Source organism: Plantactinospora alkalitolerans (assembly GCF_015690345.1).
GTDB classification, from domain to species: domain Bacteria; phylum Actinomycetota; class Actinomycetes; order Mycobacteriales; family Micromonosporaceae; genus Plantactinospora; species Plantactinospora alkalitolerans.
In genome coordinates, this window is the sequence record NZ_JADPUN010000413.1 from 1 (window position 1) to 14,226 (window position 14,226).

Here is a 14,226-nt window from a genome sequence, read left to right on the forward strand (position 1 = left end):
CCGCAACCCGGCCCCCTGGAGGAGTCATGTACGAGTTTCCCCGTACCGCACCCGTCACCGTCGTCGTCGAACTGCCGGCCGGCGACCTGGAGATCCTCGCCGAGGACCGCGAGTCGGCCGTCGTCGACGTGCAGCCGCACGACGCCAGTGGCCCGTCCCGGGAACAGGCCGAACAGACCCGGGTCGAACTGACCGGAGACACCCTCTCGGTGATCGCACCCCACCGGTCCCTCGGCGGGATGTTCCGGTTCCGCTCCGGTGGGGTGCGGGTCCGGGTCCGGGTTCCACTCGACAGCACCGCCCGGACCAGGACGGCCTCGGCCGACACCCGCTGCCGGGGTCGCCACGCCGACCTGACGATCGAGAGCGCCTCCGGCGACGTCGAGATCGACCACGCCACCGGGAACGCCACCGTGCAGACCGCCAGCGGCGACGTACGGGTGACCCGGGTCGACGGCCGGCTGGAGGTCAAGGGCGCCTCCGGCGGGCTCACCGCGCGACAGGTCGGCGGACCGGTGAAGGCCCGACTCGCCTCCGGACACGTCGAGATCGCCGACGCCGGTGACGGCGTGGAGGTCAAGACCGCCTCCGGGGACGTGCTGCTCGGCCTCACCCGGCAGGGCCGGGTCCGGATCGGTACGGCCTCCGGCGACGTCGGTGTTGGTGTACGGCCCGGCACGGGCGTCTGGCTGGACCTGAACACCATCTCCGGCCGCACCCGGAACGGGCTGGACATGGCCGGCTCGGGTGCCACCCCGAACGGTCACCAGCTCAACCTCGAGGTCCGGACGGTGAGCGGCGACATCGACGTACACCGGGCGGCCTGAACCCTCCGGATCGGCGGTGCCGGGGACGGGGGCGGGTTCGTCGACCCGCCGCCGGCCCGCCGGTGGCGGACCGGACCACCCGCACGGGCGGCCGCCGACGCAGCCACGCGGTGGCGGTAGCGGTCAGCACGGCGGTTCCGAGGACCAGTAGTCCGGTCCCCCACAACGGCGCGCGATGAGGCATTCTGTATTCGCCCCTTCCACGATCAGTGATCTCTGGACTGGTGGTTCTCCGCGCCGGCCTGACGTGCCGATCCGCCGACACGGAGAACCACAGCCCTTCCGCCGGCCGGAGGACCGGTGAGAGAGCCGCAGGTACTCTCGCCGGCCCGTCGACTGTCGGAAAAGGGGCGTGACCCTCGCAGCTCCGTGTTCCCGACATCCCCGCCGTTGTCGGGAACGACCACTCGGCAAGGACGACCAGCATGCCCCCCGGACCACCCGGCATCGACGACGACCTGATCCGCACCCGGTGCGCCAGCGCCGAGGCGGCCGACTACACGCTCTACGTCCGGCGCCTCGTCACCGGCCCCGACTTCCCCGGCGGGCAGGCCGAGATCCTGCGTACCGCCGACAGCCGGGGCATTCTGCCCGTCGGCTACACCCGGCAGACCCTCTCCGAGCACCTGTCCGGCCGGTACCGGCACGGACCGCCCTGGAGCACCACAGAGATGATCATTGCCTGCCTGCCGGCCCAGGTGCCCGGGGAACGGGTCCGGGCCGAGGCCGCCGCCCGGTACGAGGCAGCCCGACAGGCGTCCCGACAGGCGTCCCGACGGGGCAGTCCCGACAACGCCGGCCCGGACAGCCGGGTTCCGACATCCGTCCGGTCCCGGCGGCGCCCCAACGCTCCCGGACCCGGCCGGCACGGCAACCCCGCCCAGGGCCGTACGCCCAACGCCCCGCCCGTCACCACGGCGCGCCCGGACGCCAACCAGTTCACCGGGGCGTACCGGCGCGGCCCCGACAAGGGTCCGAACCACCGCGACATCGCGGTCGACATCGCGGATCTCCGCGCCGACTGTGCCCGGCTGACCGTCCTGGTGCTGCTGGGCCGGGAACCGGGAAGCCATCCGGAGCGCTTCGCCGGCCTCTCCCGGGCGGTGGACCACGGTCGTCGCAGCCCGCTCGGGCAGCTCTCCGGGCACATCGACCACACCACGCCGCTCCCCCGCCGCGCACTGGCCCAGTACCTCTGCACGTACGCCGAACTCGGCCGCACCACCATCACCGAACTCGCGATCCGGACCGGGCTGACCGCGACCACCGTCGCCGATATCCTCACCGCCCGGCGCCTGCCCACCGACGCGGAACTGGGTGACCTGGGTGCGGTCCTGGGCGTGGAGACGATGGTGCTGTGGCAGTTGGCCAGTCAGGCCCAGGAGGTCCGGCCCGCCCCGGCGCGGCAGGCCCGGTGATTCCCGGCCGACCCTGATCCGTCACGCGGTCAGCCCGCCGTCCAGGGCGATGGTGACGCCGTTGAGGTAGTCGGCGCCGGGACCGGCGAGGAACAGCGTGGCCGCGGCGACGTCGGCGGCGGTGGCCAGGCGGCGGGCCGGAATCGTCGGCAGGACGTGCGCCTCGATGTCCACGGCCGCCTGCACCGGGAACGACATCGGGCCGTCGTGCACGATGCCCGGGTTCACCCCGTTGACGCGCAACCCCTGGGGGCCGTACTCGATCGCCCAGGTCCTGGTCAGGTTGTCCAGGGCCGCCTTCGAGGAGTTGTAGATCGACGCGCCGGCCCAGCTCCGGGTCGTACCGATCGAACTGATGTTGACGATCCGGCCGCCGGCACCGCGGAGCAGGTGCGGCAGCGTGGCCTGGGTCAGGAAGTACGTCGCCTTGTAGTTGAGCCCGACCACCCGGTCGAACTCCTCCTCGGTGGCCTCGTGGGTCAGCCCGGTGCTGTACGCGGCGGCATTGTTGACCAGGATGTCCAGCCCACCGAACCGGTCGAGGACGGCCCCGAGCACCTCGTCGTGGCTCTCCCGTCGGGTCAGGTCGGCCGGCACGAACAGGCCGTTGTCGAGTTCGTCCGCCACCGCCGCACCGAGATCGGTACGCCGGCCGACCACGGTCACGGCGGCGCCGGCCGTCGCGAGCGTACGGGCGATCACCGCCCCGATCCCGCCGGTCGCACCGGTCACCAACGCCACCTTGCCGCTCAACTCCCGATCACTCATGTCTCGACGCTAGAAGCGGGAGTTCATGCCGGTCAAAGACTGAGTTCGGATGAGTTGATAACGTCGGTGCATGAACTTCGAGCTCCGCCAGTTGGAGGCGTTCGTCGCGGTCGCCGAGGAGCTGCACTTCGGCCGGGCGGCCAGCCGGTTGCACATCGCCCAGCCCGCACTGTCCCAACAGATCCTGCGGCTGGAGGCGACACTCGGCGCCGACCTGCTGGTCCGGCAGCGCCGCCGCACCGCGCTGAGCGAGGCCGGCCGGCTCTTCCTGGTGGAGGCCCGCCGGACCCTGCACCAGGCGCGGGTGGCCCAGACGGTGGCCGAGCGCGCCCAGCGGGGCGAGTTGGGCCGGCTGCGGATCGGCTACACGCCCACCGCCTCGTCGCAGCACTTCCTGCGGATGCTCGGCGAGTTCCAACGCGCCGTACCCGAGGTCGACCTGAGCCTGTCGGAGCTGCCGATCGGGTCCATCGCCGCACCGCTGCGCGACGACCTCGTCGACGTCGCGTTCGTGGTCACCCTCGGACAGTTCGACTGCGCCTGGCTCGGCGACGACGTCGAGCTGCGCCAACTGTCGTGCGAGGCGTTCGTCGCGGCGGTCCCCGCCGGGCACCGGCTGGCCGACCGCGCCGGGATCGACGTCGCCGACCTGGCGGACGAGACCTTCGCGTTCCTGGCCCGCGACCTCTGTCCACACTGGTTCGAGATGGTGACGGGGGTCTGCCGGACGGCCGGATTCACTCCGAGGCTGGTCCACCAGGCCGGCGAGGTCGGCACCCAACTGACCCTGGTCGCGGCCGGTCTGGGCGTCGCCCTGGTGCAGGAGTCCGCCCGGATGCTGCGCGCCGACGGAATCGCCTACCTGCCGATCCGCCACTCGGTGCCCCGGGTCAGTTCCGGCGTCGTCTGGCGGGCCGGCGACGCCTCGCCGGTGCTGGGTCGCTTCCGCGCGGCGCTGCCGACCTGCTGACCCCGACGGCCCGGGCCTCGGGTGGGTCCACGTCCCGCGGATCATCTCAATCTATGGACGTCGATGTTGCCCCTCTCCCGTCGATGTGTTTCGGTCGACGGTAGAGATGCCGGTATGACCGGGATCAAGGGGAGGCACACCATGAATCCAATTAAAAGGCTTACGCGGGGAGTAACGAGTTTCGCCCTGCTGTTCGCGATTGCCGTACCCGGGCCGCCGGGACACGCCTCCGCCGCCCCGGTCGACCGATCGGCCCCGGCCACCTACTCGGGCGAGAACACCCCCGCCGCCACCGGCGCCCGCACCGTCACCCTGATCACCGGCGACCGGGTAACCGTCACCGCCGAACAGAAGACCAGCGTCGAACCGGGACCGGGCCGGGCCGACATCCAGTTCCTCACCCGACGGGTCGCCGACCGGCTGCACGTGATCCCGACCGACGCCCTGACGCTGCTGCACAGCGGGCGACTCGACGAACGGCTCTTCGACGTCACCGCCCTGCTGGAGTTCGGCTACGACGCGCGGGCGGACCTTCCGCTGCTGGTGACGTACGCCGGCTCCGACGCCCGGGCCCAGGGGCGGCGACAGGTCGTCGCCACCGGCGCCCGGGTGATCCGCGAACTGCCGCCGGTACACGGCCTGGCGGTCGCGGTGGCCCGGACCGGACTACCCGGATTCTGGACCGACCTGACCGGTCCACGACCGACGGCCCGGACCCTGGACGCGGGCATCCGGACCATCTGGCTCGACGGCCTGCGCCAGCCCACGCTCGCCGAGAGCGTCCCGCAGGTGGGCGCCCCGGCCGCCTGGGCCGCCGGATACGACGGCACCGGAGTCACCGTCGCGGTGCTCGACACCGGCGTCGACGAGACCCATCCCGACCTCGCCGGCCAGGTGACCGGGGCCCGGAACTTCACCGACGGCACCGAGGACGACCGGGACATCCTCGGGCACGGCACCCACGTCGCGTCCACGGTGGCCGGCTCCGGCGCCGGCCGGTTCACCGGGGTGGCGCCCGGGGCCCGACTCCTGGACGGCAAGGTCTGCGCGGTCGCCGGCTGCGCCGAGTCGTGGATCATCGCGGGCATGCAGTGGGCGGCCGAATCGGGCGCCCGGGTGGTCAACATGAGCCTCTCCGGACCGGACAGCCCGGTGGTGGACCCCATCGAACAGGCCATCGGGCAGATCACCGACGCACACGACACGCTCTTCGTGGTCGCCGCCGGCAACATACCCGGCGTCGGCACGGTCGGCTCGCCGTCCACCGCCGACGCCGCGCTGGCCGTCGGTGCGGTCAGCAAGTCCGACGATCTCGCCGGCTTCTCCAGCCAGGGCCCCCGGCTCGGTGACGGCGCCATCAAGCCCGAACTGACCGCGCCCGGACTCGACATCGTCGCCGCCCGCAGCGGCGACTCCGGACCGGGGATACCGGTGGGCAGCGGCATCAGCATGTCCGGCACCTCGATGGCCACCCCGCACGTCGCCGGCGCCGCCGCGATCGTCGTCGAGCGCCAGCCGGACCTGCCGGCCGCCAACATCAAGGCCGCGCTGATGGCCTCCGCACGTCCCAACCCCGACCTCGGCGTCTTCGCCCAGGGTGCCGGCCGGCTCGACGTCGCCCGGGCACTCGACCAGCGGGTCACCGCCAACCCGCCGAGCCTCAGCCTCGGCCGGCAGGCGTGGCCACACGACGACGACACCCCGGTGCGCCGCACCGTCAGCTACCGCAACGACGGGACCGCCGCGGTGACGCTCCAGCTCGGCGTACAGGCGACCGGACCGGACGGCACCCCGGTGCCCGCCGGGATGTTCGAGGTGTCGCCGGGCACCGTCACCGTGCCGGCCGGCGGCACCGCCGACGTGACCGTCACCGCCGACACGGCCGGCAGCGATGGGCCGCTCGGCCAACTCACCGGTCAGCTCACCGCGACCGCCGCCAGCGGTGCCCGCGTACCGACCCCGTTGGCGGTCGACCGCGAGGTGGAGAGCTACGACGTCGAGCTGTCCCACCTCGGCCAGGGCGGCGAACCGACCGCCGGCTACCTCAGCATGCTGGCCGGGCTGGACAACGCCACCGCCATCTCCGTACCCGCCGACGCCAGCGGAACGGTCACCGTCCGGGTGCCGAAGGGGCGGTACTCGGCGTTCACCGCGATCACCAGCCCGTCCGGAACCACCTACCTGACCAGCCTGCTGGCCCAGCCGGAACTGGACGTGAGCGGCGACCGCAGCGTCGTCCTCGACGCCCGGCTCGGCAAGCCGCTCTCGGTCACCGTGCCGAACAGCGGCGCCCGGCAGGTCTTCTCCGAACTCGCCACCAGCGTGCTGGCCGCCGGGCGGACCGTCGAGGTCGGCACCCTCGGCTCCACCTTCGAACGGATGCGCATCGGCCGGATCGGCCCGGACCAGCCGGCCGCCGGCTTCGTCGCCCGGATCACCGCCACCTTCGCCCCGGACGACCCGGCGGACCAGTCGTACGCGTACCTGCTGTGCTGGATGACCGAACAGCGGATGCCCAGCGGATTCACCCGAGCCCTCGGCGCGGCCGACCTCGCCACCGTACGGGCCGACCACGGTCACGAGTCCTCCGGCAGCACCGGTCGCAAACTCGCCTGGGCGGTGCTGCCCGAGTCGGTGATGGGCGGATTCGCCCACGCGATGACCTACACGCTCCCGTCGAGCCGCATCGAGTACTACAACTCCGACGGTCGGGTCCAGTGGTTCCGCTCCGCGGACGAGATGACCGGCTCCGGCGCCGAGCAGGCGTACCTGACCAGCCTGGTGGCGCCGGCGATAACGTACCGGGCCGGGCAGTCGTACCAGGAGCAGTGGAGTCGCGGGGTGTTCGGGCCGACGGTGGCCGCGCCGCCGTACGAGCACCAGTGGGTGACCCGCCTCGGCGACACCCTGTACGTCCAGGCGCCGCTCTACGGCGACGGGGTCGGCCGGGCCGGCTTCTCGTCCATCGCCACGGGCCGGATAACGCTGGAACGGGACGGCGCCCCGGTGGTCGAGCGGGACGGTCTCTTCAGCGAGCTGCCGGTGCCCGCCGAGGCCGGGGACTACCGGCTGACGATGAGCGCGGAGCGCGGCGGACCCGCGACCCTGTCCACCCGGGTCAGCGTGACCTGGACCTTCCGCTCCGGACACGTGGAGGGCCAGACGCCGGTCCGGCTACCCGTCTCCACGGTGCGCTTCTCCCCCCGGGTGGACAGCGACAACAGCACTCCGGCCGGCCAGACCGGCACCATCCCGGTCAGCGTCACCGCCCAGCCCTCCTCTGGGGCCGGCGCCAACGAGAGCCTGAGCGTCGAGGTGTCCTACGACGACGGGGTCACCTGGGCACCGGCGGAGGTGACCGCCGGCCAGGCCGTGCTGCGCCATCCGGCCACGCCCGGGTACGTCTCGCTGCGGGCCAGCGCCACCGACACCGCCGGCAACACGGTCACCCAGACGGTGATCCGGGCGTACAAGATCGGTTGACGGGGGTGGCGGATCAGACGTACAGGTAGTCGAAGGGTGCCCAGGGGAGGTTGCGCAGCACCGTAAAGACCGCCCAGGCGGCGAGGAAGATGCCGATCATCTTGGGCGTGATCTCCAACTGCGGCAGCCGCCAGCCGAACACCTGCCGGCCGGTCCAGGCGAGGTAGATGTAGAGGAGGAACGGCACCGCGAAGACGAACATCAGATGGTGCCGGGCGGCCGCCGGCAGGTCGCCGTGCAGCAGGTACCAGAAGGCCCGGGTGCCGCCGCAGCCCGGACAGTCGAGCCCGGTGGTGAGCTTGAGGATGCACGAGGGCGCCGCGTCGGGTGCGCTGTGGGCGGGGTCGGCGAAGAGGGTGTAGCCGACCGCGCCGGCCATGCAGGCGAGCGCCGCCACCGGCGCCGCCCAGCGCGGTGACCGGGCCTGGATCCGGTTGACCAGTCGGGTGAGCCGGTCGGGCTCGGGCAACTGGTAGGGAGGCACCAGATAGGCGCCCTGCGCCGAGGCGTCCGCGGGCGGCCAGGGCCCGGAATATCCCCCCGCCGGCCAGGCCGGCGCCGACTCACCCGCCGGCACCTGCGGTCCGGGCGCCGACGGACCGACCTCGTCCGGCCGGGATCCGGCCGCCACCGGACCGGCCTCGTCCGACCGGCTCTCGCCAACGCTCGTCATCGCGCCCCATCCGTCCGCCGCAGCGTCGCCGTCGTCCTCGACGCATCGCCCGCCGGCCCACGGCGTCGCCGGCCGGCTGGTCTCACCGTACCGCGAGCACGCTGGCGAGTGCGGCGGTGAGCGGCCCGGCGAGGTCGCCGCCCTCGGGCGCCGCCACCGCCGCCAGCCCGAGCCAGCCGGCGAGTCGGTGCAGCTCGGCGGCGAGCGCCCGCGCGGTTTCCACCGGGTCGGTGCCGGGCTCGGACCAGGCGGCCGGAATCAGCAGTACGCCGGCCTTCCGGTCGGCCTTCAGGTCGACCCGGGCCACGAACCGGTCCCCCAGCAGGAACGGCAGCACGTAGTAGCCGTAGAGCCGCTGCGGCGCCGGCACGTAGATCTCGATCCGGTAGGTGAACCCGAAGAGGCGTTCCGTGCGGGCCCGTTCCCAGATCAGCGGGTCGAAGGGGCTGACCAGGGTGCTGGCCCGGATCCACCGGGGCAGCCGGGCCTGCGCGTGCAGGTATGCCGGCACGCGCCAGCCCCGCACCTGCACCGGCAGCAGCTCACCCGCCTCCACCAGCTCGGCGATCGCGACCCGGGCCGCGGCGACCGGCAGCCGGAAGTAGTCCCGCAGCTCCGGTTCGGCCGCCACCCCCAGCGCGCCGGCCGCGATCCCGACCAGCCGGCGGTACGCGTCCGGCGGTGCCGGGGTCGGGGTGGCCAGCACGGCCGGCGGCAGCACCCGTTCCGGTACGTCGTAGACCCGGGCGAAGGAGGTGTTCCGGGAGGCCGCCATCAGCTCGCCGGCCCAGAACAGGAACTCGCACGCCTGCTTGACCGCTGACCAGTTCCAGCCCCAGTTGTTCTTCTCGCGCGGCGCGTCGTGCTCGATCTGCGCGGCGGTCAGCGGGCCGCTCGCGCGTACCTCGTCGAGCACCCGGGCGACCAGTTCAGGCTGCTCGACGGCGATCCGGCGCATCCCGCCCCAGGCGTCGTCGCGCGCGCCCGCCATCCGCCAGCGCAGCGCGGGATGGAGGTCGACCGGCAGCAGCGATGCCTCGTGCCCCCAGTACTCGAACAGCTCCCGGGGCCGCCGATAGGCCGCCCGGTCGAGCAGGTCGGTCGGGTACGGCCCCAGCCGGCTGTAGAGCGGCAGGTAATGCGCCCGCTGGAGCACGTTGACCGAGTCCATCTGGAGCAGGCCGACCCGGTCGAGCACCCGACGGAGGTGGCGACGGGTCGGCACCCCGACCGGCGACGGGTCGGCGAACCCCTGGGCGGCGAGCGCGATCCGCCGGGCCTGGGCCAGGGACAACGATTCAGGTACGGCCATCAACGCGACCCTAGCCGACAGCTACGACAGCAATCCGACGGCGGCGGTACTGGATCTGCCGGTTCATCCCGGATAAAACGACTGGATGGTGAGAATTCGGCCGGAAGATCCCGACGACGCGCTGGCGGTCGCCGGGGTGCACGTACGGACCTGGCAGGCGGGCTACGCGGGGATCATGCCGGACGAGGTGCTGTCCCGGTTGAACGTCACGGCGTGGGCGCAGCGCCGCCGCGAGCTGGGCACCGCCGAACCCGACCACCCGTTCCGGACCCTCGTCGCCTCCTCGGACGGCAGCCCGGACGACGCGGCGGTGATCGGCTTCGTCACCGTCGGGCCGTACCGGCTGGACCAGGACCCGGACCAGCTCGACCACCGGTACGGCGAGATCCTCGGCATCTACGTCGAGCCGGCACGCTGGGGCACCGGGGTCGGCCGAAGGCTGCTGGCCGCCGCCGTCAACGAACTGTCCGGGCAGGGCCAGACCGAGCTGCGGCTCTGGGTACTGGCGGAAAACGAGCGGGCCCGCAGGTTCTACGAGCGGGCGGGACTGGTCGCGGATGGTCAGCGGTCGACGTACGAGCTACAACGGCCGGGGGGACGGTCGCCGCTTGGGCTGACCGAACTCCGCTACGCCGCCCGCCTCGGCCAACTGGTCGGGCCCCCGGACCGGCAGCACCAGTAGCAACGCCAGGCTGATCCAGACGTAGAAATTGCTGCCGACGAAGCCCAGCGGGCCGTCGAACCGGCTCTGCCAGATCCAGACCAGCCGGCTGATCAGGACCAGATAGGCGAAGATCGCGAAGCCGAGCAGGCCACGCCGACGCCGGCTTCCGGCCGGGGCGGCATAGGCGTTGTCGACCAGCAGAATGAGCGCCGGAATCAGCCAGACCAGATGGTGCACCCAGGTCACCGGGCTGACCAGGCCGACCGCCACTCCGGTCAGCGCGAATCCGGTCGCCTCGTCCCCGACCGCCGCCGTGGCCCGGACCCGCCAGACCCACACCGCCACCGTCGCCGCCAGCAGCACCAACCAGAGCAGCTGGCTCGGATGCTCGGGGTCGAGCCGGGCCACCACACCCTGCCAGGACTGGTTCGAGATGAACGACAGCGATCCGACCCGGTCGGTGTCCCAGAGCGCGGTCGTCCAGAACTCCCGGGACGCGTCCGGAGCCACCGCCGCCGCGACCAGGGTCGCCGCCGCCGCGGTACCACTGGCCACCACCGCCGCCAACCAGCGCCGGGTGACCAGCAGGTAGACGATGAAGATCCCCGGGGTCAGTTTGATCGCGGTGGCCAGCCCGATCCCCACCCCCGCGAACCGGCGGTAGCGCTGCGGCACCCGCCGCCCCCACGGGGTCGCCGGGGCGGCCAGCCAGAGCAGGTCGGCCGCCACCAGGAACAGCAGCAGCATGTTCACCTGGCCGAAGTTGACCGTCTCGCGCATCGGCTCGAACGCCGCCGCCAGGCAGAACGCCACCGCCAGGGCGAACCACCGGGTCCAGCCCGCCCGGCGGGCGATCGGATCGACCAGCCACCAGATCACCAGCGCGCTGGCCAGGACGGTGAGGGTAACGCTGATCACCATCGCGGCGGGCCAGGAGAGGTACGCCATCGGCAGCATCACCAGCGCGGCGAACGGCGGATAGGTGAAGCCGTACTTGCTGTCCGGCTTCAGCCAGTCGTAGATCTCCCCGTCGGCGCGTACCCAGTGGTGCAGGGCGCCGTAGTAGACGCGCAGATCGAAGAAGCCGTGCCGCACAGTCGCCACGGAGAGGAAGCCGGTCACCAGCACGGCGAGCGCGATCACGAATAGCACCTGGTACCGCGTACGCCAGACGGCACCCTGCGCCATTGCCGCCCCCCTCGCGTTGCGTAGGCTTCCCACCCATGAGTCTCGGGTACGTCCGCCCGGCGCGTCCCGAGGACGCCGGCGAGATCGCGCGCATCCAACTCGCGACCTGGCGGGTCGCGTACCGACGGATGCTACCCAAGCACGTGCTCGACAACCTGGACGAGGACTGGCTCGGACGCCAATGGAGCGCGGCGGTCGAAACGCCACCCTCCGAACGGCACCGGGTCCTGGTCGCCGTCGAGCAGGCAGAACAATCGTATCTGGTGGGATTTGCCGCATCTGGACCGCCCGATGAGCAGGCGCTGGCGCCGGACGAGCCGGCCGATTCACTCGGCCCGACCGTGGTCGCGGTGACCGACCTGCTGGTCGAGCCGCGCTGGGGTCGGCGCGGGCACGGCAGCCGGCTGCTCGCCGCCAGCGTCGACCTGTGGCGCACCGACGGCTTCGACACGGCGGTGGCCTGGGCCTTCGACGGTGACGAGGCGACCCGAAAATTCCTCGGCGGCGCCGGCTGGGAGCCGGACGGCGCCGCCCGGGCACTGGACGTCGACGACCTCCTGGTACCCCAACTCCGCCTGCACGTCTTGCTGTAAGGAAGGGCCCCTTCTTATCGCTTTCTGTATAAGAAGGGGCCCTTCCTAACGCCTCGCGGAGAGCGCCGCCGCCTCAGGCGAGAAGATCGTCGATGCCGACCGTGAGGCCGGGACGGTGCGGGACCGAGCGGACGGCCAACAGCACCCCGGGCATGAACGAGGTGCGGTCGTACGAGTCGTGCCGGATGGTGAGCGTCTCACCGGTGGTGCCGAACAGCACCTCCTGATGGGCTACCAGACCGGCGGCCCGGACCGCGTGCACCCGTACCCCGTCGACCTCCGCGCCCCGCGCGCCCGGCACCTCGTCCGTGGTGGCGTCCGGCGCGGCCCCGAGCCCGGCCTCGGCACGGGCCTGGGCGATCAGCCGGGCGGTGTGCGTGGCGGTGCCGCTGGGGGCGTCCAGCTTCTTCGGATGGTGCTGCTCGATGATCTCCACCGACTCGAAGAACCGGGCCGCCCGCGCCGCGAACTGCATCATCAGGACCGCGCCGATCCCGAAGTTGGGGGCGATCACCACCCCGACGCCGGGCTTGTGGGACAGCCAGGTACGCACCCGGTCCAGCCGCTGCTCGGTGAAGCCGCTGGTGCCGACGACCACGTTGATGCCCTGCTCGATGCACCAGTGCAGGTTGTCCATCACCACGTCCGGGGTGGTGAAGTCGACCACCACCTCGGCACCCGCGTCGGAGGCGTTGAACAGCCAGTCGCCCTCGTCGACCATTGCCACCAGTTCGAGGTCCTCGGCGCCGTCGATCGCCCGGCACACCTCGATGCCCATCCGACCCCGGGCGCCCAGTACGCCGACCCGCAGCGGATCTCCCGGCAGTGGGCTCGAGGGCTCCGGGGACGATCCGGCCTGGGCTTCACGCTCGTCGCTCACGCGGCACAACCTATCCCACCCGGCGGGTCCGTCCGGAGGTGTACCCCGGATCACCATCACGCCGAGGAAGGTGGCCCCAGGATCACCGGTACGCCGTGGTGGCGGGCGGGTTCAGCCGGCCTCGGCCGGGAAGTCGCCCTCGCCGAACGGGCCCACCACGGCCAGCGACATCGGCCGGGACAGCAGCTCGGCCGCGAGGGTGTTGACCTCGTCCGCGTCGACCGCGTCGATCCGGGCCAGCAGGTCGTCGACGGAGAGCAGGTCGCCGAAGAGGAGTTCCCCCTTCGCCAGCCGGCTCATCCGGGACCCGGTGTCCTCCAGATTGAGTACGTAGGAGCCCTTCGCCATGCCCTTGCCCCGGGCCAGTTCGGCTTCGGTGACCCCGTGCGCGGCCACCTCGGCCAGTTCGGTGCGGATCAACTCCAGCACCTCGTCGACCTTGCCCGGCGCGCAGCCGGCGTAGACGGCGAACAGGCCACTGTCGGCGTACTGGCTGGAGTAGGAGTAGACCGAGTAGGCCAGGCCCCGTCGCTCGCGGATCTCCTGGAAGAGCCGGCTGGACATGCCGCCGCCGAGCACGTTGTTGAGTACGCCGAGCGCGAAGCGCCGATCGTCGAGTCGACCGATGCCCGGACAACCGAGCACCACGTGGGCCTGCTCGGTCTCCTTGTGCTCGACCAGGTTGCCGGGTCGGTTCGTCCGGACCCGTGAATCCGCCGGCCGCAGCGGCGCCGGCAGGGCGGGCTCACTGTCCAGCGGGGTACCCCGGACCGCCTGTCGGACCAGCTTGACCACCTCGGCGTGGTCCAGGTTGCCGGCCGCCGCGATCACGATCGACGGAGCGGTGTAGCGGCGCCGGTAGAAGCCCTGGATCTGTCGGCGCGACATCGGGGAGACCGTCTCCTCGGTGCCGGAGATCAGTCGACCCAGCGGATGGTCTCCGTAGACCGCCTGGGCCAGCAGGTCGTGCACCTCGTCGCCGGGCTCGTCGTCGTGCATGGCGATCTCTTCGAGGATCACCCCGCGCTCGGTCTCGACATCCGCCGCGTTCAGCACCGAGTCGGCGACCAGGTCGCACATCACGTCGATCGCCAGCGGCAGGTCCTGGTCGAGTACCCGGGCGTAGTAGCAGGTGTATTCCTTGGTGGTGAAGGCGTTCGTCTCGCCGCCCACCGCCTCGATCGCCGCCGAGATGTCCAGGGCGCTCCGTTTCCGGGTGCCCTTGAACAGCAGGTGTTCGAGGAAGTGCGAGACGCCGGACTGGGGCCGGGTCTCGTCCCGCGAGCCGACCGCCACCCAGATGCCGAACGACACGCTGCGCATCGTGGGGATGGCCTCGGTGAGCACCCGAAGCCCACTGGGCAGGACCGTGCGGCGTACCGTGCCGCCGAGTGGATCACTGTCCACGACCCGGGTCACCGCGCGGGCCGGTGCGGCATCGGCGGGAGGG

At 72.2% G+C, this 14,226-nt stretch carries 12 protein-coding genes; 6 read left to right on the top strand and 6 right to left on the bottom strand.

The annotated features are described in order from the left end of the window. On the top strand, nt 1-827 hold an 827-nt coding region (locus I0C86_RS40215; protein ID WP_230395603.1), incomplete at its 5' end, for a DUF4097 family beta strand repeat-containing protein. 425 nt (nt 828-1,252) lie between these two features. Further along, complete coding sequence (locus I0C86_RS40220) at nt 1,253-2,245, top strand: helix-turn-helix domain-containing protein (RefSeq protein ID WP_196206566.1); 993 nt, start codon at nt 1,253-1,255, stop codon at nt 2,243-2,245. Nucleotides 2,246-2,266: 21 nt separating this feature from the next. On the opposite strand, the gene I0C86_RS40225 is transcribed toward I0C86_RS40220, so the two are convergent. Next, nucleotides 2,267-3,013: an SDR family NAD(P)-dependent oxidoreductase gene (locus I0C86_RS40225; RefSeq protein WP_196206567.1), complete on the bottom strand. Its 747-nt coding sequence runs from the start codon at nt 3,011-3,013 to the stop codon at nt 2,267-2,269. Between the two features lie 70 nt (nt 3,014-3,083). On the opposite strand from I0C86_RS40225, the gene I0C86_RS40230 reads away from it, so the two are divergent. After that, nucleotides 3,084-3,983 (top strand): LysR family transcriptional regulator, encoded by a 900-nt coding sequence (locus I0C86_RS40230; RefSeq protein ID WP_196206568.1) that lies wholly within the window; start codon nt 3,084-3,086, stop codon nt 3,981-3,983. Between the two features lie 141 nt (nt 3,984-4,124). Further along, the gene (locus I0C86_RS40235) at nt 4,125-7,466 is read left to right on the top strand and encodes a S8 family serine peptidase (protein ID WP_196206569.1); all 3,342 of its coding nucleotides are present in this window, start codon (nt 4,125-4,127) and stop codon (nt 7,464-7,466) included. A gap of 13 nt (nt 7,467-7,479) precedes the next feature. Here the strand turns inward: I0C86_RS40235 and I0C86_RS40240 are convergent, their stop codons facing one another. Together I0C86_RS40240 and I0C86_RS40245 are read right to left on the bottom strand one after the other, a co-directional pair. After that, nucleotides 7,480-8,139, bottom strand: coding sequence for a DUF2752 domain-containing protein (locus tag I0C86_RS40240; protein ID WP_196206570.1), 660 nt, complete (start codon nt 8,137-8,139; stop codon nt 7,480-7,482). A gap of 82 nt (nt 8,140-8,221) precedes the next feature. Continuing rightward, nucleotides 8,222-9,451 carry a winged helix-turn-helix domain-containing protein gene (locus I0C86_RS40245; protein ID WP_196206571.1) on the bottom strand — a complete coding sequence of 410 codons (1,230 nt, stop codon included), beginning with the start codon at nt 9,449-9,451 and terminating at the stop codon, nt 8,222-8,224. 85 nt (nt 9,452-9,536) lie between these two features. On the opposite strand from I0C86_RS40245, the gene I0C86_RS40250 reads away from it, so the two are divergent. Next, the gene (locus I0C86_RS40250; RefSeq protein WP_196206572.1) at nt 9,537-10,133 is read left to right on the top strand and encodes a GNAT family N-acetyltransferase; all 597 of its coding nucleotides are present in this window, start codon (nt 9,537-9,539) and stop codon (nt 10,131-10,133) included. Here I0C86_RS40250 and I0C86_RS40255 read toward each other — a convergent pair. After that, nucleotides 10,032-11,303 carry a glycosyltransferase 87 family protein gene (locus I0C86_RS40255; protein ID WP_196206573.1) on the bottom strand — a complete coding sequence of 424 codons (1,272 nt, stop codon included), beginning with the start codon at nt 11,301-11,303 and terminating at the stop codon, nt 10,032-10,034. The genes I0C86_RS40250 and I0C86_RS40255 overlap by 102 nt on opposite strands. Before the next feature lie 35 nt (nt 11,304-11,338). Here I0C86_RS40255 and I0C86_RS40260 point away from each other — a divergent pair, with 35 nt between their 5' ends. Beyond that, a complete protein-coding gene (locus tag I0C86_RS40260) occupies nt 11,339-11,896 on the top strand; it encodes a GNAT family N-acetyltransferase (RefSeq protein WP_196206574.1) in 558 nt (185 codons plus the stop codon). 73 nt (nt 11,897-11,969) lie between these two features. Here I0C86_RS40260 and dapB read toward each other — a convergent pair whose 3' ends face one another. Further along, nucleotides 11,970-12,785: a 4-hydroxy-tetrahydrodipicolinate reductase gene (dapB, locus tag I0C86_RS40265; RefSeq protein WP_407676407.1), complete on the bottom strand. Its 816-nt coding sequence runs from the start codon at nt 12,783-12,785 to the stop codon at nt 11,970-11,972. Between the two features lie 102 nt (nt 12,786-12,887). After that, nucleotides 12,888-14,195, bottom strand: a complete 1,308-nt coding sequence (locus I0C86_RS40270; protein ID WP_323374156.1) for a M16 family metallopeptidase — start codon at nt 14,193-14,195, stop codon at nt 12,888-12,890. Nucleotides 14,196-14,226 lie beyond the last annotated feature (31 nt).

Bases quoted from the DNA above. Each gene is read 5' to 3' on its own strand.
- I0C86_RS40220 (WP_196206566.1), top strand. From the start codon at position 1,253: ATGCCCCCCGGACCACCCGGCATCGACGACGACCTGATCCGCACCCGG.
- I0C86_RS40225 (WP_196206567.1), bottom strand. From the start codon at position 3,013: ATGAGTGATCGGGAGTTGAGCGGCAAGGTGGCGTTGGTGACCGGTGCG.
- I0C86_RS40230 (WP_196206568.1), top strand. From the start codon at position 3,084: ATGAACTTCGAGCTCCGCCAGTTGGAGGCGTTCGTCGCGGTCGCCGAG.
- I0C86_RS40235 (WP_196206569.1), top strand. From the start codon at position 4,125: ATGAATCCAATTAAAAGGCTTACGCGGGGAGTAACGAGTTTCGCCCTG.
- I0C86_RS40240 (WP_196206570.1), bottom strand. From the start codon at position 8,139: ATGACGAGCGTTGGCGAGAGCCGGTCGGACGAGGCCGGTCCGGTGGCG.
- I0C86_RS40245 (WP_196206571.1), bottom strand. From the start codon at position 9,451: ATGGCCGTACCTGAATCGTTGTCCCTGGCCCAGGCCCGGCGGATCGCG.
- I0C86_RS40250 (WP_196206572.1), top strand. From the start codon at position 9,537: ATGGTGAGAATTCGGCCGGAAGATCCCGACGACGCGCTGGCGGTCGCC.
- I0C86_RS40255 (WP_196206573.1), bottom strand. From the start codon at position 11,303: ATGGCGCAGGGTGCCGTCTGGCGTACGCGGTACCAGGTGCTATTCGTG.
- I0C86_RS40260 (WP_196206574.1), top strand. From the start codon at position 11,339: ATGAGTCTCGGGTACGTCCGCCCGGCGCGTCCCGAGGACGCCGGCGAG.